24 protein-coding genes are annotated in these 26,102 nt (G+C 32.1%); 12 read left to right on the top strand and 12 right to left on the bottom strand.

Translation table 11 applies throughout. The features are described from left to right. Window positions 1-2 precede the first annotated feature (2 nt). The 7 genes from ABNT22_RS01465 to ABNT22_RS01435 all read left to right on the top strand — a co-directional run bounded on the left by ABNT22_RS01465 (window position 3) and on the right by ABNT22_RS01435 (window position 7,833). Window positions 3-494 (top strand): rhodanese-like domain-containing protein, encoded by a 492-nt coding sequence (locus tag ABNT22_RS01465; RefSeq protein ID WP_348715722.1) that lies wholly within the window; start codon window positions 3-5, stop codon window positions 492-494. Beyond that, on the top strand, window positions 487-1,086 hold the full coding sequence (locus ABNT22_RS01460) for a TIGR04282 family arsenosugar biosynthesis glycosyltransferase (RefSeq protein WP_348715720.1): 600 nt from the start codon (window positions 487-489) through the stop codon (window positions 1,084-1,086). The genes ABNT22_RS01465 and ABNT22_RS01460 overlap by 8 nt, the downstream gene beginning before the upstream one ends. 71 nt (window positions 1,087-1,157) lie before the next feature. Beyond that, a complete protein-coding gene (locus ABNT22_RS01455) occupies window positions 1,158-1,979 on the top strand; it encodes a purine-nucleoside phosphorylase (RefSeq protein ID WP_348715718.1) in 822 nt (273 codons plus the stop codon). After that, window positions 1,979-2,395 carry a DoxX family membrane protein gene (locus ABNT22_RS01450; protein WP_348715717.1) on the top strand — a complete coding sequence of 139 codons (417 nt, stop codon included), beginning with the start codon at window positions 1,979-1,981 and terminating at the stop codon, window positions 2,393-2,395. Before ABNT22_RS01455 ends, ABNT22_RS01450 begins: the two co-directional genes overlap by 1 nt. Beyond that, window positions 2,396-3,364, top strand: coding sequence for an arsenosugar biosynthesis arsenite methyltransferase ArsM (gene arsM, locus ABNT22_RS01445; protein ID WP_348715715.1), 969 nt, complete (start codon window positions 2,396-2,398; stop codon window positions 3,362-3,364). It abuts the gene before it with no gap. A gap of 199 nt (window positions 3,365-3,563) precedes the next feature. Continuing rightward, window positions 3,564-4,370, top strand: a complete 807-nt coding sequence (locus tag ABNT22_RS01440; RefSeq protein WP_348715713.1) for a class I SAM-dependent methyltransferase — start codon at window positions 3,564-3,566, stop codon at window positions 4,368-4,370. Window positions 4,371-4,416: 46 nt separating this feature from the next. Further along, the gene (locus tag ABNT22_RS01435; protein ID WP_348715711.1) at window positions 4,417-7,833 is read left to right on the top strand and encodes a T9SS type B sorting domain-containing protein; all 3,417 of its coding nucleotides are present in this window, start codon (window positions 4,417-4,419) and stop codon (window positions 7,831-7,833) included. 17 nt (window positions 7,834-7,850) lie between these two features. On the opposite strand, the gene radA is transcribed toward ABNT22_RS01435, so the two are convergent. From radA to panC, 7 genes are all read right to left on the bottom strand, one after another. Then, entirely contained in the window at window positions 7,851-9,212 is a 1,362-nt protein-coding gene (gene radA, locus ABNT22_RS01430; RefSeq protein ID WP_348715709.1) for a DNA repair protein RadA, read from the bottom strand. A 132-nt stretch (window positions 9,213-9,344) separates the two neighbouring features. After that, a complete protein-coding gene (locus ABNT22_RS01425; RefSeq protein WP_348715707.1) occupies window positions 9,345-9,731 on the bottom strand; it encodes a hypothetical protein in 387 nt (128 codons plus the stop codon). Window positions 9,732-9,824: 93 nt separating this feature from the next. Further along, window positions 9,825-10,217, bottom strand: a complete 393-nt coding sequence (locus tag ABNT22_RS01420; protein WP_348715705.1) for a hypothetical protein — start codon at window positions 10,215-10,217, stop codon at window positions 9,825-9,827. 143 nt (window positions 10,218-10,360) lie between these two features. Further along, on the bottom strand, window positions 10,361-10,777 hold the full coding sequence (locus ABNT22_RS01415; RefSeq protein WP_348715703.1) for an SMI1/KNR4 family protein: 417 nt from the start codon (window positions 10,775-10,777) through the stop codon (window positions 10,361-10,363). Between the two features lie 514 nt (window positions 10,778-11,291). Then, window positions 11,292-12,236: a lysylphosphatidylglycerol synthase transmembrane domain-containing protein gene (locus tag ABNT22_RS01410; RefSeq protein ID WP_348715701.1), complete on the bottom strand. Its 945-nt coding sequence runs from the start codon at window positions 12,234-12,236 to the stop codon at window positions 11,292-11,294. A gap of 2 nt (window positions 12,237-12,238) precedes the next feature. Then, window positions 12,239-12,589, bottom strand: coding sequence for an aspartate 1-decarboxylase (panD, locus tag ABNT22_RS01405; protein ID WP_348715700.1), 351 nt, complete (start codon window positions 12,587-12,589; stop codon window positions 12,239-12,241). Window positions 12,590-12,651: 62 nt separating this feature from the next. After that, entirely contained in the window at window positions 12,652-13,503 is an 852-nt protein-coding gene (gene panC, locus ABNT22_RS01400; RefSeq protein ID WP_348715698.1) for a pantoate--beta-alanine ligase, read from the bottom strand. A 96-nt stretch (window positions 13,504-13,599) separates the two neighbouring features. Here panC and ABNT22_RS01395 point away from each other — a divergent pair, with 96 nt between their 5' ends. From ABNT22_RS01395 to glmS, 3 genes are read left to right on the top strand one after another with little or no spacing between them, the layout of a single operon-like run. Continuing rightward, window positions 13,600-14,418 (top strand): glycogen/starch synthase, encoded by an 819-nt coding sequence (locus ABNT22_RS01395; RefSeq protein WP_348715697.1) that lies wholly within the window; start codon window positions 13,600-13,602, stop codon window positions 14,416-14,418. A gap of 1 nt (window position 14,419) precedes the next feature. Beyond that, on the top strand, window positions 14,420-16,027 hold the full coding sequence (locus tag ABNT22_RS01390) for a DUF4270 family protein (RefSeq protein WP_348715696.1): 1,608 nt from the start codon (window positions 14,420-14,422) through the stop codon (window positions 16,025-16,027). A 9-nt stretch (window positions 16,028-16,036) separates the two neighbouring features. Next, a complete protein-coding gene (glmS, locus tag ABNT22_RS01385; protein WP_348715694.1) occupies window positions 16,037-17,893 on the top strand; it encodes a glutamine--fructose-6-phosphate transaminase (isomerizing) in 1,857 nt (618 codons plus the stop codon). A gap of 160 nt (window positions 17,894-18,053) precedes the next feature. Here glmS and ABNT22_RS01380 read toward each other — a convergent pair whose 3' ends face one another. From ABNT22_RS01380 to hflX, 4 genes are all read right to left on the bottom strand, one after another. Next, complete coding sequence (locus ABNT22_RS01380) at window positions 18,054-20,762, bottom strand: TonB-dependent receptor domain-containing protein (protein WP_348715692.1); 2,709 nt, start codon at window positions 20,760-20,762, stop codon at window positions 18,054-18,056. A 40-nt stretch (window positions 20,763-20,802) separates the two neighbouring features. Next, the gene (locus ABNT22_RS01375; protein WP_348715690.1) at window positions 20,803-21,522 is read right to left on the bottom strand and encodes an energy transducer TonB; all 720 of its coding nucleotides are present in this window, start codon (window positions 21,520-21,522) and stop codon (window positions 20,803-20,805) included. Window positions 21,523-21,692: 170 nt separating this feature from the next. Beyond that, window positions 21,693-22,406, bottom strand: a complete 714-nt coding sequence (locus tag ABNT22_RS01370) for an energy transducer TonB (protein ID WP_348715688.1) — start codon at window positions 22,404-22,406, stop codon at window positions 21,693-21,695. Between the two features lie 214 nt (window positions 22,407-22,620). Continuing rightward, entirely contained in the window at window positions 22,621-23,823 is a 1,203-nt protein-coding gene (gene hflX, locus ABNT22_RS01365) for a GTPase HflX (protein ID WP_348715686.1), read from the bottom strand. 172 nt (window positions 23,824-23,995) lie between these two features. Here hflX and ABNT22_RS01360 point away from each other — a divergent pair, with 172 nt between their 5' ends. After that, window positions 23,996-24,436, top strand: a complete 441-nt coding sequence (locus tag ABNT22_RS01360; protein ID WP_348715685.1) for a translesion error-prone DNA polymerase V autoproteolytic subunit — start codon at window positions 23,996-23,998, stop codon at window positions 24,434-24,436. A 50-nt stretch (window positions 24,437-24,486) separates the two neighbouring features. On the opposite strand, the gene ABNT22_RS01355 is transcribed toward ABNT22_RS01360, so the two are convergent. Next, window positions 24,487-24,810, bottom strand: coding sequence for a hypothetical protein (locus ABNT22_RS01355; RefSeq protein ID WP_348715683.1), 324 nt, complete (start codon window positions 24,808-24,810; stop codon window positions 24,487-24,489). 337 nt (window positions 24,811-25,147) lie between these two features. Between ABNT22_RS01355 and ABNT22_RS01350 the strand changes: the two genes are divergently transcribed. Beyond that, window positions 25,148-26,101 carry an endonuclease gene (locus ABNT22_RS01350; protein ID WP_348715681.1) on the top strand — a complete coding sequence of 318 codons (954 nt, stop codon included), beginning with the start codon at window positions 25,148-25,150 and terminating at the stop codon, window positions 26,099-26,101. Window position 26,102: the final 1 nt, after the last annotated feature.

Here is a 26,102-nt window from a genome sequence, read left to right as displayed (position 1 = left end):
CCATGAAAAATATTGTTTTCTTTCTTCTCTTAATTAGTTTAAATTCTTTTTCTCAAAAGAATTTAAATCAGTTGCTTAAAAAATACAACACAGAAAGTGTTCCGTATATTTCAATAACAGAGTTACAGAACGAAAACAATGTTATTTTATTAGATGCTCGAGAACCCAAAGAATTTGAAATAAGCCATCTTAAAAATGCTATTTGCGTTGGTTATGATTTTTTCAACTTAGAGAAAACCTTAAAAAAACTCCCTCAAAATAAAAACACCAAAATTGTGGTATACTGCTCTTTAGGCATTCGCTCTGAGGACATTGCTGAAAAACTTCAAAAACAAGGATATACAAATATTTTCAATTTGTACGGTGGTATTTTTGAGTGGAAAAACCAAAACAACACTTTAGTAAACAAAGAAAACAAACCCACTGAAAAAGTCCACACCTTCAATAAAGAATGGAGTAAGTGGTTATACAAAGGAGAAAAGATATATGAATAAGAACCTATTGTTAATATTTACTAGAAATCCAGAACTAGGAAAAGTAAAAACTCGTTTAGCCAAAACTATTGGCGATGAATCTGCACTAAACATTTATAAATTCTTATTAAATCATACTAAAGAAGTTACAGAAAAACTAAATTGTGATAAAGCTGTTTATTATTCTGTAAAAATTAGAGAAAATGACATTTGGGATACTACTGCTTATCATAAGTATGCACAAACAGGAGAAGACCTAGGAGTACGAATGCAAAATGCTTTTCAACAAGCTTTTGACGACCAGTATGACAAGGTGTTGATAATTGGTAGTGACTTATTTGATTTACAAGAAAAACACATCAACGAAGCTTTCGAAAAGCTCAATTTGCACGATGTTGTTTTTGGTCCAGCAGAAGATGGAGGGTATTACTTACTAGGAATGAAAAAACTACATGATAATCTTTTTAAAAATAAAGAATGGGGTACCTCAACAGTACTACACAATAGTTTAAATGACTTACAAAAGGTTTCAGTACATTTGTTAGAAACCTTAAACGATGTAGATGTTTTTGATGACATTAAAGGCAACCCTGCATTCGATCGTTTTTTATAAACTTTAGTCAAGCAAAGTTTACATTTCTAAAACAACAACTTTGTGATACAACGTCAAACACAAAACTAAAAATGCTAAAAAAACAATTAGACTTACAAGAAACAAAAACGTTTCTTCAAGATAAAGGAATTACTAATCCAGAAATTGGAATTGTACTGGGTACTGGTTTGGGTAAACTAGTAAATGAAATAGACATAGCGCATGAAATTCCATATTCAGAAATTCCACATTTCCCTCAAGCTACAGTAGAGTTTCATTCAGGAAAACTAATTTACGGTACACTCTCTGGAAAAAAAGTACTTGTTATGTCAGGTCGCTTTCATGTTTATGAAGGTTACAATTTATGGGAGGTTACTTACGGAATTAGAACTTTACACGCTTTAGGTATTAAAACCTTATTAATTTCAAATGCTGCTGGTGCTGTAAATTTAAACTTTAAAAAAGGTCATTTAATGGTAATAGAAGACCATTTAAACCTGCAAGGAAGTTCTCCTTTAGCATTTAAAGGATCGGGAGAATTAGGTGACCTTTTTGCGGACATGTTAGAACCTTATTCAAAAGAATTAAATACAAAAATGAAAGCTATTGCGAAAGCTAACGACATAGACTTGAAAGAAGGTGTATATGCAAGTGTTGTAGGTCCTCAATTAGAAACAAGAGCCGAATACAGAATGCTCCAGATTTTAGAGGTTGACGCCGTTGGAATGAGCACTGTACCTGAAGTTATTGTAGCAAAACATTTACAATTACCATGTGCTGCTGTATCTGTGTTAACTGATGAGTGCGATCCAAAAAACCTGCAACCAGTTAATATTGAAGAAATCATTGAAGTAGCTGGTAAGGCTGAACCTAAAATGATTACACTTTTCAAAGAATTAATTAAAGAAATATAGTGATTCGAAATCAGCAAATAGCGGTAGCAACCATGCGTTTAATTCTGGGATTTGTTTTCTTTTTCCAAGGATTTGGAAAAGTCTTTAAATTTGGATTAAATAATGTATATGAGAACTTTTTTCTTAAAAGTTACACCGACCTACTTCCTGATTTTTTGTTACTTTTCACTGCTTATTATACTTCTATCATAGAGTTAATAGGTGGACTATTACTAATTATAGGTTTTAAAAGAGATCTTGCTCTGTATTTTTTAGCTTCTGTATTAGTAATTGTTACAATTGGTCATGGAATGAAAGACCCTATATGGGATTTGTCTCATGTAATGTACAGAACAATACTTTTAGTAGGTTTACTATTACTTCCTAAAAGTTTAGATAAATTTTCAATAGACTTTTTAATAAAAAAAGACAAATAGATGAGTTATTTAGAAACTACAAAAGATGTATATAAAGAAGCTGCCTTAACTCCTGATGTTGGCTTATGTTGCACAACCAATCCTATTTGGGAGTTACCAGGTTTAAAAATACCTAGAATCATGCAAGAAATGAATTACGGATGTGGTTCAACGGTGCATGCTCGTGATTTAACCAACAATCCTAAAATGCTTTATGTCGGTGTTGGTGGAGGAATGGAATTATTACAATTTGCTTACTTTAACAGAAACAAAGGAGGCGTAATTGGATTAGATGTTGTAGATGAAATGCTGGAGGCTTCTCGCAAAAACTTTAAAATAGCAGAAGAGGAAAACGACTGGTTCAAAAGCGAGTTTGTAGATCTACGTAAAGGAGATGCGCTAAACTTACCTGTAGAAGACAATTCAGTAGATGTTGCAGCGCAAAACTGTTTATTTAACATCTTTAAAACAGACGACTTAAAAAAAGCGATTGCAGAGATGTATCGTGTTTTAAAACCACACGGGCGTTTGGTAATGAGTGACCCTACCTGTGAGCAACCAATGAATGAAACATTGCGTAACGATGAACGTCTACGTGCACTTTGTTTAAGTGGAAGCTTACCAATTGCAGAATATGTGAAAATGTTAACGGATGCTGGTTTTGGAACGATTGAAATTAGAGCAAGAAAACCTTATCGAATCTTAGACCCGAAGAACTACCCGACAGATGAGTTAATCTACATCGAATCTATTGAAGTAGCTGCTATTAAAGATCCAATGCCAGAAGATGGACCTTGTGTTTTCACAGGAAAAGCTGCAATTTACTTTGGTGACGAAGATTATTTTGATGATAAAAAAGGGCATACTTTATTAAAGAATCAACCTATTGCTATTTGTGATAAAACTGCACAAGCTTTAGCTGACTTAGGTAGAGATGATATTTTTATTAGTGAGTCTACTTATCATTATGATGGTGGCGGGTGTTGTTAAACATACATCTCTTTATATAAATTACAATAATAATTAAGGACAGTTTGTGTCGAGAACTAAATTTTTCAAACAACCGATCTATTCTCGATACATCTTCCTTTTTTAAAAATATTCATACTTACTTCAAACAAGTATCTATTAAAACCCTTATAAATAGTAAGGGTTTTTCTGTATCTTTAAAATCAAAAAAGCATCTTTTATGAAACGGATACAACTTTTTGAGTTTGAAGACTTTCATTGGTTGCCTTCTTTTATTAGAAGTAGTATTACAAATTTACTTGCTTTACTATTAAAACTCCTTAAAACCAAAGATGTAGTAACCTCCCTTATTTTAAGTGCAAAAGAGCAATACAATTTTACTCAAATAGTTGATCTCGGATCTGGATCTGGAGGCGTTATGCTAGATGTTATTGAAAGAATCAATAAAACTTCAGCAACTACCGTAAACTTATTACTCACTGACTTATATCCGAATATTGCAGTAATAAATCGCATTAATAATGCAAACAAAGAGTATATACACTATCAACAAGAATCTTTAAATGCTACTGATTTTAAAAATGCACCAGAAGGATTAAAAACCATGATGAATAGCTTTCATCATATGCCACCAAAAAACGCTCAAAAAATCTTACAAACTGCTCAAGAAAACAAACAACCTATTTTAATTTATGAAATGGGAGAAAATAATATTCCTACGTTACTTTGGTGGTTGCTTTTACCAATTTCTATGGCAATCATGATACTTATGGTACTATTTATGACTCCTTTCACAAAAGGGGTAACCATAAAGCAAATCATTTTTACCTATCTAATCCCTATAATTCCTTTTATTTATGCCTGGGATGGACAAGCTTCTTTGGTTAGAATGTACACCTTTAGTGACATTAAAAACTACCTATTGAAAAACCTAAAAAACAATTCTTATACTTGGACAATTGATCACGCCAAAAACTCAAAAGGGAAAAAGCAAGGGTATTATATTCTCGGTATCCCTAAATTGTAATAGCTAAAAAACATATATTTGCACTTGCTATTTAAATCTCCCCTCTATGAAAACGAAATCTCTTTTTATATTAGTATTGATCTATACTACTTTTTCATATTCTCAATGTTTTGATTGTGGGAAATCTATAGGAGGACATGTTGAAGATTATATTAAAGATCTTGATAAGACAAAAGATGGAATCATATTAACTATGGACCTAGAACAAGGTTGGAAAGCGGCTATACATAAATATGATTTTAACTGTAATCTAATTTGGGAAAGAAATTTTCCTTCTGCGAGATTATTTAGTACAACCATAGACAATAACTATAACATCTATACTACAATTAGCAATTCTTCAAGTCCTATCATTGTAGATGGTTTTACTATAGAACGAGGAAATAGCTTAATAAAATTAAATTCTAATGGTGACATTGAATGGGTAAAGAAAATAAGTGACGAGTACTATTTAAAAAGAAAAGTGCATTATTGGAATGATCATGTTTATGTAGTTGGCCAACTAGACCAATACATTGATACTCATATAGGTATAGACATACCCAGTGGAGTAGGAAGTCAATATTTTACAGCTAAATTTAATCTTTCAGGTAGTTTAATAGAGGCAAAACACTATGGTGATACTTCAAACGAAACATTTAATGATTCTGAAATTGACGAATTAGGTAATATCTATTTTACGGGAGAAATTCTAGACTCTGCTGCTAATAAACATACCTCATCTCTTATAAAACTTGATTCAAATCTTAATCTATTGTGGACTCAAGAGTTATCAAACAACCCATCTAACAGAGCTTTTGAACCCCAAACAATATATTACAATGAAACAAATCAGAAATTATATATCTGGAGCATGTATTGGGGTTCGTCAAGTTTTTACACTAATGCATTATCCATAGATAACACTATCGATAACGAATGTTACCAGGGAAGTGTTTTAATGGAAGTATCAAAAGAAACTGGTGAGCTAAATCAATATAAAATTATTGACAATTGCGGTTATTATGGCTTGATAGGAAATGGTATTGGAGATGTTGAAAAAAAAGCCTTTATAACTCATGAGGGTACTGATTTGTTTGTATTATCAAGCTTTAAGAAGGAGATAACTATTGGAGGGCAAACCCTAACCACTACACAACCTATTCCAGACGTATATAATATAGACTTAATATTATTTAAAGTAGACTTAACGAATTTTACCTCTGAGTTAGTACTTAAATCGGAAGGTGAAAACAGCTATCCTGATTATTACGATCTTGCCGGTCCCTTATTGGCCATAGGCAAAACCATATACCTAACCTCTTCATACACAAGCAAATCAATAACAGTTAATGACAATACTATTGTTAATAATAGTGGGAATAATGCTAGGGATGTTCTTTTTTACAAATACCTTTTAGATAAAACCGACTTAAATGGTTCTATATCACATAACAACACCTGTTATTCAGAAGCAACGGAATTCGTGATTAATGGAGATTTTGATTCTGTTTTATGGAATTTTGATGATCCAACGAGTGGAGCTGACAACACATCAACACTCGAGAAGCCCAATCATGTTTTTTCAAAAGAAGGTGTTTTTAACGTTACAGCAACTGTAACTTGTGGAACAGAAACAGAAGTTATTTCCACTGAAGTAATAATAACTTCTCCGCCAACCATAAATAATCAACCCGATTTACATGCTTGTGAAGACTCTTTTAAGTCTGGAATTTCGTCTAATTTTGACACTTCTGATGTTCAAAATCAAATCACAGGAAATCAACCTGATGTTTCTATTGAATACTATGACGAAAATGGGGCACTATTATCAAGTCCATTGCCAAACCCAATGACTAATACAACTGAAAATTCACAACAAATAACGGCTCATGTTTTCTTTACTAACAACCCTCAATGTTTTACAACAACAACATTTCAACTACTGGTCCAACCCCTACCAGAACTAAACCCCATAGAAGACATTATTTCTTGTGATATTGGCAACGGGTATTCCAATTTTGATTTAACATCTATAAAAATTGATACAACTTCTGATGAACGCTTAGAATTTTACGATAGTAATTACCATCTAATTAACCACTCTTCTTATTCTAATTACACAAATATTGTTCCTAATCAAGATTTGATTTATGTAAGATTAATAAACTCTATTACCAATTGTTATTCTGAACAATCAGTAAACCTAAAAGTAACCCCGCTTCCAATAGCAAACAGCTTAGATGACTTAATTGGTTGTGATGATAATAACGATGGAATTTCTAACTCTTTCGACACCTCTACAATTATAGACCAAGTTCTAGGGGGGCAATCTGGAATGACAGTTACTTTTTATGATCAAAATGACAACTTATTACCCTATCCATTACCAAACCCCTATACCAATACAACTCCTTTTAATGAAATTATCAAAGTCAGAGTAACAAATTCCTCTACTGGATGTTTTTCAGAAACAACAATACAATTAATCACAAGTACTCAACCTAGTATTAATAAACCCAATAATATTTATGCTTGTGATGAAGGTAATGGATTTGCTAATTTTAGCATTCCTAGTTTAGAAACAGAAATTATCGGCAGTCAACCGAATTTAAAGATTACATATTTTGATGATCAAGGAAACATCTTACCAAATTCTTTTCCTTTAAATTTTCAAAATACTGTTGCCTATGATCAGTTAATTAATGTAAAAGTTGAAAATATTTTAAATCCTTCTTGCTTCTCTGAAACAAGTTTCCACCTATTAGTTAATCAAACACCAACAATTGAATTACAAAAAGAATACGTTATTTGTGGTTTACAGAAGTCTCTAACATTAGAAGTTGATACCTCTATGAGCAGTTATCTTTGGACACATGAAGACGGCAGTATTATTTCTAAATCAAGTAATGCTACTCTGATAAAGGAAGGTAATTATGTTTTAGAATTTACCAAAACCGAAAACGGGATTGAATGTAAAAACTACACCAGTTTTAATTTAACTCGTTCCGAACTACCAAAAATCTCCAATATCGAAGTCACTGATTTATCTGACAATAATACTTTAGAAATTATCGTTACTGGCGATGGTGTATTTGAATACTCTATAAACGGGCAAGATTTTCAGGATGATAATGTTTTTGAAAATCTAAAAAATGAAACTTACACAGTTTATGTTCGAGATAAAAACGGATGTGGAGAAGACTCTAAAGAAGTAACGATAATTGACTACCCTAGGTTCTTTACTCCCAATAATGATGGTATTAATGATTTCTGGGAAATAAAAGGCTTAAACAACTTTCCTAATGCAAGCGTTCTTATATTTGATCGTTATGGTAAAATTTTAGAAAAATTAACGGCAAACAAACAAAAATGGTATGGTTTTTATAATGGAGCAGAAATGCCTTCAAATGAGTACTGGTTCAACCTAGATCTCGGAAATGGAAAAACGTTCTCTGGTCATTTTTCTTTGAGACGTTTATAATAAAAATACCGAAACAACTAAGCAAACAACGTGGCAAAAGCCTCCTCTATTTTACTCACTAAAACTAGCCTGATAGAATGGTTTTTGCTTGTTATTTTATTGTATTTAGAAGTAACAAAAGTTTTGTAACCTAACTTTTCAGCTTCCAAAATTCGTTGGTCTATTTTAGAAACGGGTCTTATTTCTCCTGCTAAACCGACTTCTGCAGCAAAACATACATCTGGATTAATTGCTACATCTTGATTTGATGATAAAATAGCTGCTACTACTGCTAAATCTATAGCAGGATCATCTACCTGAATCCCTCCTGTAATATTTAAAAATACATCTTTTGCTCCTAATTTAAAACCTGCTCTTTTTTCTAATACAGCTAAAATCATATGCAAGCGTTTTAAGTTATAGCCTGTGGTAGTACGTTGCGGAGTTCCATATACTGCCGTAGACACCAATGCCTGAATTTCTATCATTAATGGACGAATCCCTTCTAAAGTTGAAGCTATTGCAGTACCACTTAAATCTGCATCTTTTTTAGAAATTAATATTTCTGATGGATTAGACACTTCTCTCAAACCATCAGAAAGCATTTCGTAAATTCCTAATTCAGCAGTAGACCCAAAACGGTTTTTCTGAGAACGTAAAATTCGATAGGTATGATTTCTATCTCCTTCAAACTGCAATACCACATCAACCATATGCTCCAAAATCTTTGGCCCCGCAATATTTCCTTCTTTATTGATATGTCCAATCAATAATACAGGAGTAGCCGTTTCTTTTGCAAATTTTATCAACTCAGCAGAAGTTTCTCTTATTTGAGAAATACTCCCAGGAGAAGCTTCAATAGAATTTGTATGTAGGGTTTGAATAGAGTCAATAACTAGCACATCTGGCTGAACTTCTTCTATATTCTTAAAAATTTGCTGAGTATTGGTTTCTGTAAGAATTAAACAATTGGAATTACTTGCATTCAATCGCTCAGCTCGCATTTTAATTTGTGATTGGCTTTCTTCTCCAGAAACATACAATACTTTTTGCGGTATTTGTAATGCTATTTGTAACAACAAGGTAGATTTTCCGATTCCCGGCTCACCTCCTAACAAAATTACCGCACCTTTCACCAAACCACCTCCTAAAACAGTATCTAACTCTTGGTTTTTGGTACCAAAACGTTCTTCTGGATTTAATTGAATTTCTTCTACTCGTAACGGTTTTGCTACTTTCTTTTGTGTATTAGAGGAAGATTTCCAGTTCCTTTTTTCTTCTTTTTGTATCACCTCTTCCACAACGGTATTCCATTGTTTACAATTATTACATTGTCCTACCCATTGAGCATGTTGTGTACCACAGTTTTGACAGAAAAAAGTTGTTTTGGTTTTTGGCATTTTTAGAATTTGAAAGATTCAAAGTTACAAGTTTCAAAATTAAATATGCTTTTATCTTTTCTTTTAAACAATACAGCTCATCATAAAGATGGGCTGTTACCTTAAAAACAAAATGCATACGCATTTTTAAAATTACCTTCCATTTTCTATCAAAAAGTCTTTGAATTCTTCAAGAAGCTTTAAAATTTCATCAATTGATATTATAAAAAGTTCCTTCGTATCTCCTTCTTCATCGAGCGTAAAAGAATCAAAAACTTGATAACCTCCTTCAGGAAACTCACGATCAGTTACATCAGGTCCAAATGCATGCCCAATAAACCCTGCTTGATTCCTCATCGTATATCCATCTTCTAACACTCCTTTTTTAACTTTTTCAATTTCATTGATTGAATAGACTATCTCCTCACTCGTTTCATCTCCTTCAAAGATTAAAGATAATCTATCGTAAGGCTTTTCAACACTAACTAAGTTATAGGTAGAACCAAATTTTGTTTTTGTATTTATAAAATTGTACTTCATAGTTTTATTTTTATATTGGATAAACCGTTGTTATTTTATCATTAACCATAACCATTCTTATAAAAAAAACAAAATGCATACGCATTTTTAAAATTACCTTCCGTTTTCTATCAAAAAGTCTTTGAATTCTTCAAGAAGCTTTAAAATTTCATCAATTGATATTATAAAAAGTTCCTTCGTATCTCCTTCTTCATCGAGCGTAAAAGAATCAAAAACTTGATAACCTCCTTCAGGAAACTCACGATCAGTTACATCAGGTCCAAATGCATGCCCAATAAACCCTGCTTGATTCCCCATCGTATATCCATCTTCTAACACTCCTTTTTTAACTTTTTCAATTTTATTGATTGAATAGACTATCTCCTCACTAGTTTCATCCCCTTCAAAAATTAAAGATAATCTATCGTAACGCTTTTCAACACTAACTAAGTTATAGGTAGAACCAAATTTTGCTTTTGTATCAACTCTTACACAACGGCATTCCATTGTTTACAATTACTTACATTATTCAACCCATTAAACATATTGCATACCACAATATTGACTCCAACAGTCATGTAGCCTAGTTATAAAAAAGCTCGCCAAAATTTAACGAGCTCTTAACTTAAAAAGAGATTTCTCTATTTATATTATAAAAAATCGTCTTCTTCCAAAGTTAACTCTTCAATAAATTCACTAAAGGACTCTGCTACTTTCTCCGTTTTCCCGTCAGAGTAATAAACAAAAACCTCTCCTAAGTTGTTATGCGAATAGCCCATACCAATATATCCTCCAACAACAGAACCTATTGACAAGATTCCTTGATTAACAAGAAATTCATGTTTTACATTAAACATATCCTTTACCTTGTCTAGGTCAAATAACCTACCAAAACTGACACACTTATTATCGTAATAGTAATTTTTAACACCTCCAGAGGCCAGATAACCTCCATTAAACTCAATCATATGTTGAACATAATCTTTTGGCAAACTGTTACTAATCAATAATTCCAATTTCTCTAAATCTTCAACATTTACACGTTTATCGTCTCTAATAAAATTCATTTTTTCACTATTCATCTAATATTTTGAATTCCAAAAATCAAAGAAATAAACTCTTTCTTTATGTTTTATATATATTATGGTACTTACAATAGAATTTATATATAAAGTTCGATTCGAATCATTTACCACTACATTAGCTGTACTTCTTCAATATTCTTAAAAAATTTACCGAGTATTTGTCTCTGTACGAATTAAACAATTGAGTTACTTGCATTCAATCGTTCAAGGTGTATTTTAAGTTGCGACAGTCTTTTCTATTCCTGATTCTCCTCTTAACAAAGTTACTGACTGCTCCTTTCATCACCCCATAAAACAGTATCTAACTCTTTCTTGTGTCAAAACATTCTTACAAATCTAATTGAATATCATCCCTTTCAGGGTGCAATTTAACAAAGACAAAAATAGGATAAACTAAACTAAATAAACTTACATAGGTTTTAATAAATATGATCTCTCTAAAATATAAAAGAGGTATGATTAGCTCATACCTCTTTTATTATCTATGTATAATTAATTATTTATTCTTGTTGTATATGGGTAAGAATAAGAATGATAATCCTCCAAAAACAATAATCATTGCTGTTTGGGCTGTCCACATAATCCAACCAAACGCATTTGCTGGTTCTTCTGCGATACCAAATAAAGCAAAGGCTCCTGCCACAGCAACAGGGTATAAACCAATTCCTCCATTGGTTGCAGCGATAGAAAACCCTCCTGCAATAAAGCCTATCAAAACACCTCCAAGAGGCACATTAAGCCCTTCAATAGCTTGAATTGTAACCCAAAACATCACCACATACATTACCCAAATAAATACGGTATGAAAAATAAAAGCCCATTTATCTTTCATTTTAAAAATACTTGTAGCTCCTTCAATCAATCCAGCAACAAAGTTTTTAATTTTCAAGCCGATTCCTGAATCTGCTTTTTTTACATACCTTGTAAATACAAATCCTCCAATCGCTAAAACTCCAAGACCAATTCCTATTTTAACGGGATCGAAATTTTTAGTGAGCAGTTCATAAATAAAATCAAACTGCACAAATAGCGTAATTGCTACAATGATGAGCATCATTAATAAATCTGCTATTCTCTCTGCAACAATGGTTCCGAATCCCTTTTCGAACGGAATATCTTCATAATTCGTCATTACCGCCGCTCTAGACACCTCTCCTGCTCTTGGCACTGCATAATTTACTAAATACGCTACCAAAACTGCCATAGTACTATTTCCAAAATCAGGCTTATATCCCATTGGTTCTAGTAAAAACTTCCAACGATATGCCCTAGATAAATGGCTTATAATACCAAAGAACAATCCTAAAGCAATCCACCAATAATTTGCTTTTTTAAAGTATTGCATCAATGTTTCAACAGAAACTTTTGACAAAGAATACCATACCAAAAAACCTCCCAAAATGAGAGGTAATATTATTTTTAAAACTTTTTTGAAATTCAAAATTATGAAAGGGTATTATCTGCTTCGTTAGGAAAAACTAATTTTGGCTTAAAGTTCTTTGCCTCTTCCAATTCCATAAAAGCATATACAATTAAAATTAGCACATCTCCTTTTTGAACTCTGCGGGCAGCTGCACCATTTAACGTGATTTCTCCACTTCCTCTCGGACCAGGAATTGCATAAGTTTCTAAACGTTCTCCATTGTTATTGTTAACTATTTGAACACGTTCTCCTTCAATTATTCCAGCGGCATCCATTAAATCTTCGTCAATGGTAATACTTCCTATATAATTTAAATCAGCACCTGTAACTTTTACTCGGTGGATTTTAGATTTTACTACTTGTACTAACATAGGGGCAAAATTACTACTTTTTAAAGTTTTACATTCATTTTTTTGATGAAACTCTAATGAATTTATTTCTTTTTTAAACTCATATTATCTATTAATCGAATCTCTCCAGCAAAAACAGCGATAAACGCTCTATATTTTTGATCAGATTTTTTCTCTTCAATAGTTGTTAACGTAGCTTCATCGGCAATGGTAAAATATTCCAACTCTAACAGCGGATGCTTTTTGAATTGTTTTTCAACCCATTGCGTAACTTCAATAGCACTTTTTGTGCCAAATTTTTTCCTTGCCTTTTTTAATACTTTATAAATAAACGGCGCTGCTCCTCTATGTTCTTTTGTTAACCTAACATTTCTAGAGCTCATAGCTAAACCGTCTTCTTCTCTAAAGATAGGTCTTCCTTTAACTTTAACTGGAATATGATATTTCTCAACTAGTTTTTTAATAATTTGTAATTGTTGAAAATCTTTCTTTCCAAAATAAGCATTGGTAGGTTCAACAATTTCAAACAAAGTTTTCACAATAGTACCAACTCCATCAAAATGTCCATCTCTAAATTTTCCTTCCATTTGATGTTCCAATCCATCAAAGTCGAAACTTTCAGAAGTAATACTTGACGCATAAATTTCTTCTACAGAAGGAGCAAACAGTACATCACAATTTACACTTTCTAATAACTTTATATCGTTCTCTAATGTTTGTGGGTACTTTTCTAGGTCTTCTTTATTATCAAACTGGGTTGGGTTTACAAAAATACTAACTACGGTGAGGTCATTTTTCTTTATAGATCTTTTTACAAGAGACAAATGCCCTTGATGTAAAGCCCCCATGGTTGGAACAAATCCGATAGACTTTTTTTTCTTTTTAATTGTGAATAAAAAATCTTTTAATTCAGATTTTGATTTAAAAATTTTCATCTGCAAATCTTACGTATACGCGCAAAATTAGCAATTTAACATGATTTTAGCATAAAATTTCGTAATTTTGCATCTTTACAAAAAGAGTTCGATTTAATGAAGGATAAGAGAATATTATATGTTTCTTCTGAGGTAATTCCATATTTACCGGAAACAGAGTTATCATCTACTGCATTTAATGTTGCAAGACACGCCCACTCAAAAGGAGTTCAAACCCGTATTTTTATGCCACGTTTTGGTGTTATTAATGAAAGAAGACATCAGCTTCACGAAGTAATTCGTTTATCTGGTATGAACCTTATCATTAATGATATGGATATGCCTTTAATTATTAAAGTTGCTTCTATTCCAAAAGAGAGAATGCAGGTGTACTTTATTGATAATGATGAGTATTTCAAGCGTAAAGCTATTTACACAGACGAAGATGACAAGTTATTTGATGATAACGATGAACGTATGATTTTCTTTGCTAAAGGTGTAATTGAAACGGTTAAAAAGTTAAACTGGGCACCAGATATTATTCATGTTCATGGATGGTTAGCTTCTTTATTACCTCTTTACTTAAGAGAATTTTATAAAGAAGAACCTTTGTTTACTGAAAGTAAAATCGTTACCTCATTATATAACAATGGGTTTGAAGGAGAGTTAAACAATGAGTTAGCTAACAAAGTTCGTTTTGACCAAATCGACAACGATAAGATTTCTGTTTTTGAAACACCAAATCACATTAATATATTAAAAAGTGCTATTGAAAATTCTGATGCTATAATTAAAGGTAGTGAATCATTACCAGAGGAGTTAGAAAGCTTTATTAGCGAAAAAGAAGTAGAAATTCTTGAGTTTCCTTCTGAAGAAATGCTAACCGAATCTCATTTAGAATTTTACAAAGAAAACGTATTAGAATTAAGCGAATAAAATGATTAAAAAATTTGGTATTATAGGTGTTTGTGCGTTAGCATTAACCACAATCATTTCTTGTGAAAAAGATTTTAACGATATAGGAACGAGTATTGTAAGCAATACAAAGTTTGACACAGGATCTATTGAATTAGAAGTTGAAATAACCCCAATTGATATTGATGCAAGTACAGCAGCTCCTTTTTATAAAGCTGTAAGGGCTGACAATATCGAACTTGGTACAAGAGGAGACTATTGGATGGGGGTTTACAATAATGTAGACGCTAAAAAAATTGAAGCTTCATTGATTTCTCAATTAGCGATTCCTTCAGACCGAAAATTTACGGATAAAACCTACGAGGACACGGATGTTATTTCTGCTCCAGTATTAGAAGAAGTACTTTTAAAGATTCCTTTACAAGCTACTAGTGGTGATAAAGATGCAGATGGAAAACCTCAATTTACAATTGATAATTTATTAGGTGATCAAGAAAAAAGCTTTACTGTTAAAGTTTATACTAGTAACACTTTCTTAAATAGATTAGACCCAACTGATCCTACAAAAACGAACAGCTTTTTATCGGATGCTGTGTATGACAAAGGAACAGAATTAAGTCTAGTTTCTACCTTTACGTTTAAAGACGTAGAGAAAGACACTATGTATATTTTTGATAGAACCGTTTTAGCAGACACTCCAAGAACCTTTAAAGATACCTTGAAAGTAGGAAACGGAACTAACATTACAGGAAATCCTTTTAAATATATTCCATTAAATAAGAGTTTCTTCCAAACGAATTTTATTGACAAATATGATACTTCAGATTTCGAATCTCAAGATGCTTTCACTGAGAATATCTTAAAGGGGATTATAATTGAAGTAACTGATAACGGAGATAATGGTTCTGCTGTACCATTAACTCTTGCAAACACAAATTTGAAACCGTCTATCGATTTGTTATTAACTACTACTGTAAAAAATGCAGCTGGTGAGGTTATTGACTCTGTAGCTAAAAACCATAGCTACCAATTTTCAGGTATCACGAACAGCATGTACAAAATGAGTGATGCTACTAATGCCGCTCCTGCTAACAGTTTTGTTGTTCAAGGAACTGCAGGAAGTATTGCTGAAGTGAAAATTTTAGACGACATTAAATTGGCAGAGTTAAGAGCTAACAATTGGTTAATTAATGATGCTGCATTAACTTTCAATGTAAATCAAACAATTAGTCGAGACTCAGCTTTAGTACCACAAAGACTGTTTTTGTATCAAAACTTTGTGAACAGTAATGGGAATGTTGAACCAACACAATTGTCTGACGCTTATCTTGAAGTACCTGTTTTTAATGGAAACTTAGTAGTTACTGAAAAATTACCAGAGAAATATACCTTTAGAATCACAGATTATATAGCTAAATTATTAAAAGGGGAAACTAATTTTACAAATGATCCTTTAGTTTTAAAAGTATACAATACACCTACTGACAACGCTATTGGTACTAATAATGCATTAAATACAAACGTAGAATCTTACAACTGGAACCCAAGAGCTGTAACATTATACGATGGTGACAATGCTAATGGTGCTAAAAAGGCAATTTTAAAAATATCATATTCAGAAAAAAAATAAACTATTGTTATGTGTGGAATAACTGGTTACATTGGATATAGAGAAGCTTATCCGATTGTTATTAATGGATTAAAACGATTAGAATATCGTGGTTATGATAGTGCAGGTGTTATGATGTATGACGGCGAAACAATGCATTTATCTAAAACAAAAGGAAAGGTTTCAGACCTTGAAGTAATTACGAATAAAGAAGAGGAGCGAAAAGCTGGGCGCATTGGTATTGGACATACTCGTTGGGCAACACACGGAGTTCCTAATGATACTAACTCTCACCCTCATTTTTCAGAATCTGGTGATTTAGTAATCGTTCATAATGGTATCATTGAAAATTATGACACTATTAAAAAAGAACTTATTTCTCGAGGATATAAATTTCAGAGTGATACCGATACGGAAGTTTTAGTAAACCTAATTGAAGAGGTTAAAAAGACAGAAGGTTGTAAATTAGGAAAAGCAGTTCAGCTTGCTTTAACACAAGTTATTGGAGCATATGCCATTGCGGTATTTGACAAATCAAAGCCAAACGAATTAGTAGTTGCTCGATTAGGAAGCCCAATAGCTATTGGAGTTGGGAACGATAACAAAGAATTTTTTGTTGCTTCTGATGCTTCTCCATTTATAGAATATACAAAAGATGCTATCTACTTAGAAGATGGTGAACTAGCTATTATAAAAAAGGACAAAGGAATAAAAGTTCGTAAAATAGACAACGATAAATTAGTTGATGCAAATATTCAAAAGCTTCAATTAAGCCTTGAACAAATAGAAAAGGGAGGATACGACCACTTCATGTTAAAGGAAATCTACGAACAACCTAAAGCCATTATTGACACGTATCGTGGTAGAATGTTACCAGACGAAGGGATTATTAAAATGGCTGGTGTTGATGATAATATTTCTAAATTCTTAAACGCAGATAGAATTATTATCGTTGCTTGTGGTACTTCATGGCATGCTGGTTTAGTTGGAGAATATCTTTTTGAAGATATGGCTCGAATTCCTGTTGAAGTTGAATATGCTTCGGAATTTAGATATAGAAACCCAATTATTACCGAAAAAGACGTTGTAATTGCTATTTCTCAGTCTGGAGAAACAGCGGATACTTTAGCGGCAATTAAACTTGCTAAATCTAAAGGAGCTTTTGTTTTTGGTGTTTGTAATGTAGTAGGTTCTTCTATTGCTCGTGAGACACATGCAGGTGCGTACACTCATGCAGGTCCTGAAATTGGTGTAGCTTCTACTAAAGCCTTCACCACTCAAATTACGGTATTGTCTTTAATAGCTCTAAAACTTGCTAAAAAAAGAGGTACATTATCTCAAACTGCATTCCAACAATATTTACAAACAATGCAGCTGATTCCAAATCAAGTTGAGAAATTATTAAAAATTGATTCACAAGTTCAAGAAATAGCTGAAGTTTATAAAGACGCTAAGAACTGTTTATATTTAGGTAGAGGATTCAACTTCCCTGTTGCATTAGAAGGAGCCTTAAAACTTAAGGAAATCTCTTATATTCATGCTGAAGGATATCCTGCTGCAGAGATGAAGCACGGACCTATTGCCTTAATTGATGAAAACATGCCAGTTTTTGTTATTGCAACGAGAAAAGGACATTATGAAAAAGTAGTAAGTAATATTCAGGAAATCAAATCACGAAGTGGTAAAATTGTAGCCATCGTTACAGAAGGTGATCAAACCGTAAAGGAAATTGCTGATCATACTATTGAAATTCCAGAAACCGAGGAAGCATTAACTCCATTGTTAACTACGATCCCTTTACAGTTACTTTCATACCACATTGCAGTAATGCTAGGTAAAAATGTAGACCAACCTAGAAACCTTGCTAAATCTGTAACTGTAGAATAATTACAGAAACAAAACTATAATTTAATAAAAAAGCAGACTATTAAGTCTGCTTTTTTATTTGCCTTACAAGACTCTTAATATTGATATAAAGTAACCTCTTTAAAACAATAAAGCCGATGCAGATTGCATCGGCTTTATTTTATATAAACTTACTTCAACATTAATCATTAATCGTCCATGAAATATAATACATAGAACCAACTAATCCTGATCCTGGAGCAACGACATAGTTATCTCCTGTTAAATTTGTTCCTCCGATTTTAATTCTAGATCTATTGGTAAATCTCCAGTTAATTTGAGCATCTAATATCGTTCTAGCATCGATTTCGGTATCTAACAAACTAGACTCCCATAAAAAGTCATTTTGCCAACGTACATTCACGTTAAATCCAACATTCTTAATGATACTCGGATTTCCAAACATCACTTTAAATCTATGCTCTGGAGTGTTAAATCCAGGCTTAAAACTTGGATCTGAACTTTCGTCAAAACTAAACCTAGACCATGTATAATTAGCTCCTAAATTAAACGATTTTAAAACTTTCGTATTCAAACCAATACCTACTCCATAAGAACTTACATCTGCCTTTGAATTAGCATACACTGAGAACCTTGTTAAATCACCATTAGTAAGTGCGGTATTTCCATTTGTTCCGTTTCCTAAGTAATTTGGCACAAATACATTTTTAAAGGCAGTAAAATCTCTATAATCATTGTAATAACCATTAATATCAACCTCTAAAACGTTATTATCACTTAGCCCGATAATACTTCTATACCCTAATTCGTACGTACTTACTTTTTCTGGTCTAATTGTTTCTAAACCAGCGGCTGCTCCATTTTCGATCAATCTTGCATTCTGGAATACATAATCTCCTGTAATGGTAGAAGTTCCACCACCTCCAAAGTTATTTACCTGAACATTGAAACGTCCTAAATTATCATTTGCTGTTCCTAAAACAAATTCACTAGGTCCAATTCTTAAACCTAAATATCTTTCAAGTGTACTTGGGTTTCTAAATCCTGTTTGAAAAGAAGCTCTTAAAATATGATTCTTGCTTTCTCCTAATGAATAGTTTAATGCAAATCTCGGTGAATAATTCGCTTTTAATTCAGATGTTTTATCATAACGAATCGATGTCGTTAACTTTAATCTATCGTCTAAAAATTTCTTTTGTAATTGTGCGTAAGCTCCAAAATCTTGGAAATTAATCTTCTCATCTCTATCGGTAAATAAAGTTCCTTGAGAATTTACATCTGTATTTCGGTAACTCAATCCAACTTGGAATTCACCCCATTGAATTAAATCTCTAAAATTATAATTAGCATCGAAATGGTAGAAAGAAGTATTATCAAAAATTGCAGCTCCTCCTTCATTTACAGAAGTATTTGTAATTTGATTTACCGCAGCATTGAAAGCGTTAGATCCCGGTTGTAATCTATTTCTATTAGCAAAACTTCTAGCATCAGCGTCGTTTCCTGGGTTTAATCCTGGAATTGTAACTAATCCACTAAACACTCCTGCGTACTCTTGGTACCAATTTGTATTTGGATTATATACCTCATTCAACGCTAAACCTAATGATCTTAAATCAAAAGTTTTTCCAGCATCATTTGCTGTATAATATCCTCTTGCAAAGAAATTTTCTCCTCTCAACTCAAGTCTATGCTGCTGCATAAAATTACCTCTTTGGGCATATCTACTCGTACCTTGATAAATTAGGTCTCCAGAAGTAAAACGTGAATTTAATATAATTTCTAACTTCTCATTTTTCCATGGTCTATAATGTAAAGATCCATCAAACTTTAAGTTTTTACTCTTATAATCTATAAGATCACTTTCTAAATATCCAGTTCTACTCACGTTTACTGATGGTAATAATGGATTTAGCGCATTTAAATCTACACTAAAATCATCTCCATAAACATTCAAACCATCATAATCTGTATTACTTGTTCTTGTTCCGTCAATCTTAACTCCACCTACTCCAGATGTGTTTGATTGGTCTACAGCATGCCACTCTTCTGCTTCAAAATAATTAAAGTTAACTTTCGCCGCTAAGTAGTCATTAAATTTATATGCCATTCTAACACCAACATCGTAGAATAAATCATCATCTGCTGAAGCCTCTTGTGAAATAAATCCTGTTTTAAAAGAAGTACTAATTCCTGTATAGGTAAATGGACTTTTACTTCTCATTAATAAGATACCGTTAAATGCATTTGCTCCGTATAAAGCAGACGATGCTCCTGGTAATATCTCTACACTATGTACATCTAACTCTGAAATCCCTACATAATTACCAAACGAAAAATTCAATGCAGGTACAGAACTATCAACTCCATCTACTAACTGTACAAAACGAGTATTATCAAATGTAGAAAAACCTCTAGTGTTAATTGATTTGAATCCATAACTACTTTCACGAGATTCCACTCCTTTTAAGTTTGTTAATCCGTCATAAAAACTAGGAGATGTATTATTTCTAATATCGGTAATCCCCATTCTTTCAATTGTTACTGGTGATTCAATAACTCGTTCTGGAGCTCTCGATGCAGAAACTACAACTTCTTCTAAAGAAATAGTTTCCTTTAAAATGACGTTAATTTCTTGATCTAAACTAGTAACATTAACGACTTCAGTTTGATAACCAAAAGCAGTAACTTGCATACTTACGGGTAAAGATTTACTAGTTGTAATCTTAAAATTTCCGTCAGCATCAGATACTACTGTTACATCGTCAATTCTTACTGTTGCACTTTGGAAAGGCTCTAAGTATTCATCAAATACTTTACCTTCAATGGTAGTTTGTGCGTAAAAAGACAAACTACACAACAAAAAAATAGTTGAGAGTAGTTTTCTAAACATATATATTTATTTTGAATTGGTTGAAAAAGGGTATGTAAGCTTACTCTTCTAAAGAGAATGTAATAGGAAATCCATACTTAACAGCAACACGGCTTCCATTCTTTTTAGCAGGAGAAAATTGTGGTAATTTGTAAACAACATTTTTGGCCACATTGTTTAAGGTCTCTCCATTTTTAGGACCTAGTGTTTTAATGTTCTTTACATTTCCTTCTTTATCAATGATAAAACGAACCCAAACTTCTCCTTGAATCGATTCCTGAACAGCTTTACTTGGATAATGAAAATACTTTTGAATATGCTTCATCATCTCTTCATTAAAGCAATCGACTCTTTCTCCTTTCTTAGTTTTCTTACACGCTTTGAAAGCTGGAATTTTATCTACTTCACTAAATTTAGAAGCTTTTCTAACTTCCTCAGCAGATAATTTGTTTTTAAGGTCTTCGATATTTGTTTTTAATGCAAGTTCTTTGGCAATTGGACTTTCAACCGAAGTGTTTTGTATTCCTGAAGTACCTATATTACCAACTCCTGTTGCAGCTTTTTTCTGAGCAACTTCTCTTCTTTTTAAGAAACGTTTGCTTGCAGAAACTTTTACCGTAATTTGTCTTGATTTTTTCTTTGAAGAAGATTCTTGAACAGCACATTTTGTAATACTATTCACATCAAATGAATCTTCAGGGGTTTCACAAACTTCTTGTTGTGAGAAAATACTGGTAATGCTTGTCATCACCAATATAAGTAGCAGGTGTATTTTCGTCATAATATTGGGGGCATTATAGTTTTACACTAGTTCCATCAAGCATAATGTTTTGGGGTCTAACAGAACTAGCATACAAAAATAGAGTTTTTTTCCTTTAAAAACTGTTAATATTGCTCAAAAAGGGGCTTTTTCCTAAAAAAACTAAACACCTTACCTCCAATAAATTACATTTACTCCGCTAAAGTAAAACTCATTGGAAATGTATACTCGACATTTGTAACTACTCCATTTTGCTTACCAGGAACAAACTTTGGCAACAAAGAAACTATTCTAACAGCTTCTTTTTTTAATGATTCACCATATTTAGGAGCGGTAACTTTAACATTGTCTACATATCCATTTATATTAATTATAAAGCTCACCCAAACATTTCCTTCAATTTCATTAACCAGCGCTTCTTCTGGATAGGTAAAGTTCTCTTCAATGTGCTTTTTCATCTCATAATTAAAACAGTCTATCCCGCTTAAACCACTATCTTTACAAGATTCAAATTGAGGGATACTTTCTACTTCTCCAAAAGAAACACTCTCTTTCATTTCCTTTTTTGTATAAATAGTAGCCACAACTTGTTGCACCTTTTCTTTAACGTCTTTTAAATGTTCATTCTCAACTGTGTGAGTAGCTAGGCTCAAATTTGTTAATGCATTTACCTGAATAGCCTCTTGCTTTTCAAGTGCTCTTTTCTTAAAATATCGCTTACTAGAAATTTGGGCTTTCTTTTGGCTTCCTTTTTTTACAGGCACCTCTTCAACCTCGCATTTCTTTGGTGCGATTTCATTCACATCAACAACAACGGATTCTTTATTAGTAGTACACACTTCCTGAGCAACTATCGATTGCTGGAACATGCACATTACTAAAAGTAATGGCAGTAATCTTTTCATGATATATCTTTTAATTCTTTAAGACACTAGAAGCGCTAAAGATGAGTTAGATATCAATAAATTACTGCTGAAGTTTGGGGAAGGGTAATACATTTTTTTCATCGTTTAGGGGACTTATAAGGGTTAAACAAAATTGCATATTTGCACATTAAATATAGTATTTTTTTTCTAAAAAAAAGAATTTAATGCGTTTTTCATTTGTTTTTATGTGTGATTAGTAGTCGTAATCGTATAGAAAATCGTTATAAGGAAAGCGTTGAACATGAATTTTCTTCACTTCTTCATATACCTGTTCTTTAAAGTTTTCTAGGTTATCTTTATTAAGAGCAGAAATAAAAATACTTTCTTTTTCTAAATCATGCATCCATGTCTTTTTCCAGTCTTCAATTGTATAATGCTTTTTAGTCTTTTCAGTAGTCAAATCATCCTCTTCGATGATTTCATGAGTATATGCATCAATTTTATTAAAAACCATTACAGTTGGTTTATCCAAACTATCTATTTCACCTAATATTTTATTTACTGAAGCTATATGATCTTCAAAGTTTGGATGTGAAATATCTACAACATGTAACAATAAGTCAGCTTCCCTCACCTCATCTAACGTAGATTTAAAAGACTCTACTAATTGCGTTGGTAATTTTCGAATAAACCCAACAGTATCTGTCATTAAAAAGGGGATATTTTTAATGACTACTTTTCTAACGGTTGTATCCAGTGTAGCAAACAATTTGTTTTCTGCAAACACTTCACTTTTACTTACAACATTCATTAAAGTAGATTTACCTACGTTTGTATATCCTACCAAAGCAACACGAACCATTTTTCCACGGTTCTTACGTTGAACCGCCATTTGTTTATCAATAGTAACTAACTTCTTTTTTAATAACGAAATTTTATCACGAATGATACGACGGTCAGTTTCAATCTCTGTTTCTCCCGGCCCACGCATACCAATTCCCCCTTTTTGTTTATCGAGGTGAGTCCACATTCTTGTTAAACGTGGTAATAAATATTGGTATTGTGCCAACTCCACTTGCGCCTTTGCCGAACTAGTTTGTGCTCTCCCAGCAAAAATATCTAAGATAAGATTTGTTCTATCCAAAATTTTACAGTCCAAAATACGTTCAATATTTCTTAACTGTGCTGGTGATAATTCATCATCAAAAATAGCAGTACCAATATTGTTAGATTCAATATACATCTTAACATCATCAAGCTTACCAGTTCCTAAAAATGTTTTAGGATTTGGCTTCTCCATTTTCTGTACAAATCTCTTTACAGCTACTCCTCCTGCAGTTTCCGTTAAAAACTCCAATTCATCTAAATATTCTTCTGCTTGATTTTCATCTTGATGTTGGGTTATAATACCTATTAAAACCGCTTTTTCAGATATTGCTACTCTAGTTTCAATCATAGAGCACAAAAGTACAAATTTCTTATCTTTACTTCTATATTTGCTTAAGCTGATTACAACAACTTTTATTCTCTTAGTGAAAGTTTATAAACTCAAACATCTTTTCAAAAGAAAAGCTAAATCTAACTGTTAAAACTAGTTTATCAAACACACCATAAAACAACGGTATATTATGAAACTAAAACCCGCGAAACCTCTTACCATATTCACTCCTAAAAAAAGTACCTCCGAGGGTTCCTTATTTATTGATATTGGTATTTCAGCTGGGTTCCCTTCTCCTACCAATGATTTTGAAGAGACTCGTATTTCATTAGATGAAGAATTGATAAGAAATAAAGAAACTACCTTTTTTGCTAAAGTAAGTGGTCAATCAATGATTAATGCAGGATTGGACGATAATGATTTATTAGTTATTGACAGAAGTATTCCTCCTACAAATGGTAAAATAGCCGTTTGTTTTTTAGATGGAGAATTTACTGTAAAAAGATTGCGCGTTGAACATGATAAAGTTTGGTTAAAACCTGAAAACCCTGAGTATCCGATTATAGAAATAACAGAAGAAAACAACTTTATCGTTTGGGGTATTGTTACCAATGTTATAAAAAGAGTATAAAAAAACCTCATTATCAATAATGAGGTTCTAAACACAACTAAAGTTTTATCTTAATTTGCCTTTACCACTAATGGCATTCTATAAACCTTATTTTTTAATATTAATTCACTCGCTATTTTCTTATAGTTTAATCTAGACTTTACGTAATCACATATTTCCTGATTCGCACAATCAATATTTAAGACTACTAATTCGCCTTTTTTATTAATTAAGAAATCAACATTTGTTTTTACATCTTCACGTACAGCAAAATCTGTGCTTCCTAAAAGCTTTACAATTTTGCTTCTAATTTCATTTTTTGCTGGATTGTCATTAACCGCAAAAGAAGGGGCGCTTAATAACATTACTACTAAAAGAACAACTAATTTTTTCATTTTTTTAAGTTTAAAAAGTTAATAATTACGTCTTATCTAAACGCATTACAAACATACTTTAGAGTTCCTCTTTTTTTTAATTATCTGAGTTATTAAAAGCTTCTTTATTCGTTATTTACACATTAAATAAGCTCCCTATTTACAAAGAGTTAACATTGTTACTTTTTAAGAATTCTCCCATTTATTCTTATTTTTTATCAATATTTACAATCAAAAAATATATAGTTAACAAAACAGCTCTATTGCAAACCATTAAAACTTAAAAACCAAGTAATTTTAAGTGTTAAAACATAATTAATTCATACCTTGGGGAACCTCATTTTAATACTTATTTAAATTGAAAAGTAGAAGAAAAAACAATTTTACAGTTGGATTTTACAATGTTGAAAATTTATTTGATACAGTGAACAATCCACATACGGCAGATGATGATTTTACACCAACAGGAAAACACCGTTGGAACAAAAAAAAATATTATCAGAAGATAAAAAAAATCACTTCTGTAATTTCTCAAATGGGAAAGGAACATGCAAATATCCCTCCCGTAATTATGGGATTAGTTGAAGTAGAAAACGCAACCGTTGTAAAAGATTTAGTTCGCCATAACAACCTTTTAAAATACAACTATGATTATATCCATTTTGAATCTAACGATGAAAGAGGTATTGATGTATCGTTAATTTATAACAGAAACTTTTTTATTGAACTTTCTTCTAAAACATATTCTTTAAACTTGGTAGATGATGATGGTTCTCCAGATTATACTAGAGATGTATTGTTAGTAAAAGGAAGCTTATACAACGAACTTGTTTATATTATTGTGAATCATTGGCCTTCAAGAAGAGAAGGTGAAGAGGAAACAAAACACAAACGAATTAAGGCAGCTGAGTTGAATCGTTACATCATTGATGAAATTAAAAAGGAAACAGAAAATCCTAAAATATTAATTATGGGAGACTTCAATGATAATCCTACTAGTGAAAGTATAGAGGAACACTTAGTTTCTGAGAACTTTTACAACCCAATGAAAAGCTTATACAAAAAAGGTAAGGGGACTTTAACTTTTTACAAAGAATGGCATTTGTTTGACCAAATAATTATCTCCAAAAACTTTTTTGAGCAGGATAGTTACCATAGTTTTTTAAAAGCTAAAATTTTCGCAAAAGATTGGATGCGAAGCTATAAAGGAAAATATAAAAATAGCCCGTTTAGAACCTATATTGGTCCTTGGCATCAAGGAGGATACTCAGATCACTTTCCGGTATATTTAACTTTTGAAAAAGACGAATAAA

The organism is Tenacibaculum sp. 190130A14a, from assembly GCF_964048965.1.
In the GTDB taxonomy this organism is placed as follows: Bacteria; Bacteroidota; Bacteroidia; order Flavobacteriales; family Flavobacteriaceae; genus Polaribacter; species Polaribacter polynesiense.
Note: the sequence above shows the minus strand (reverse complement) of the source record. Positions and strands in the feature narration are given on the sequence as shown.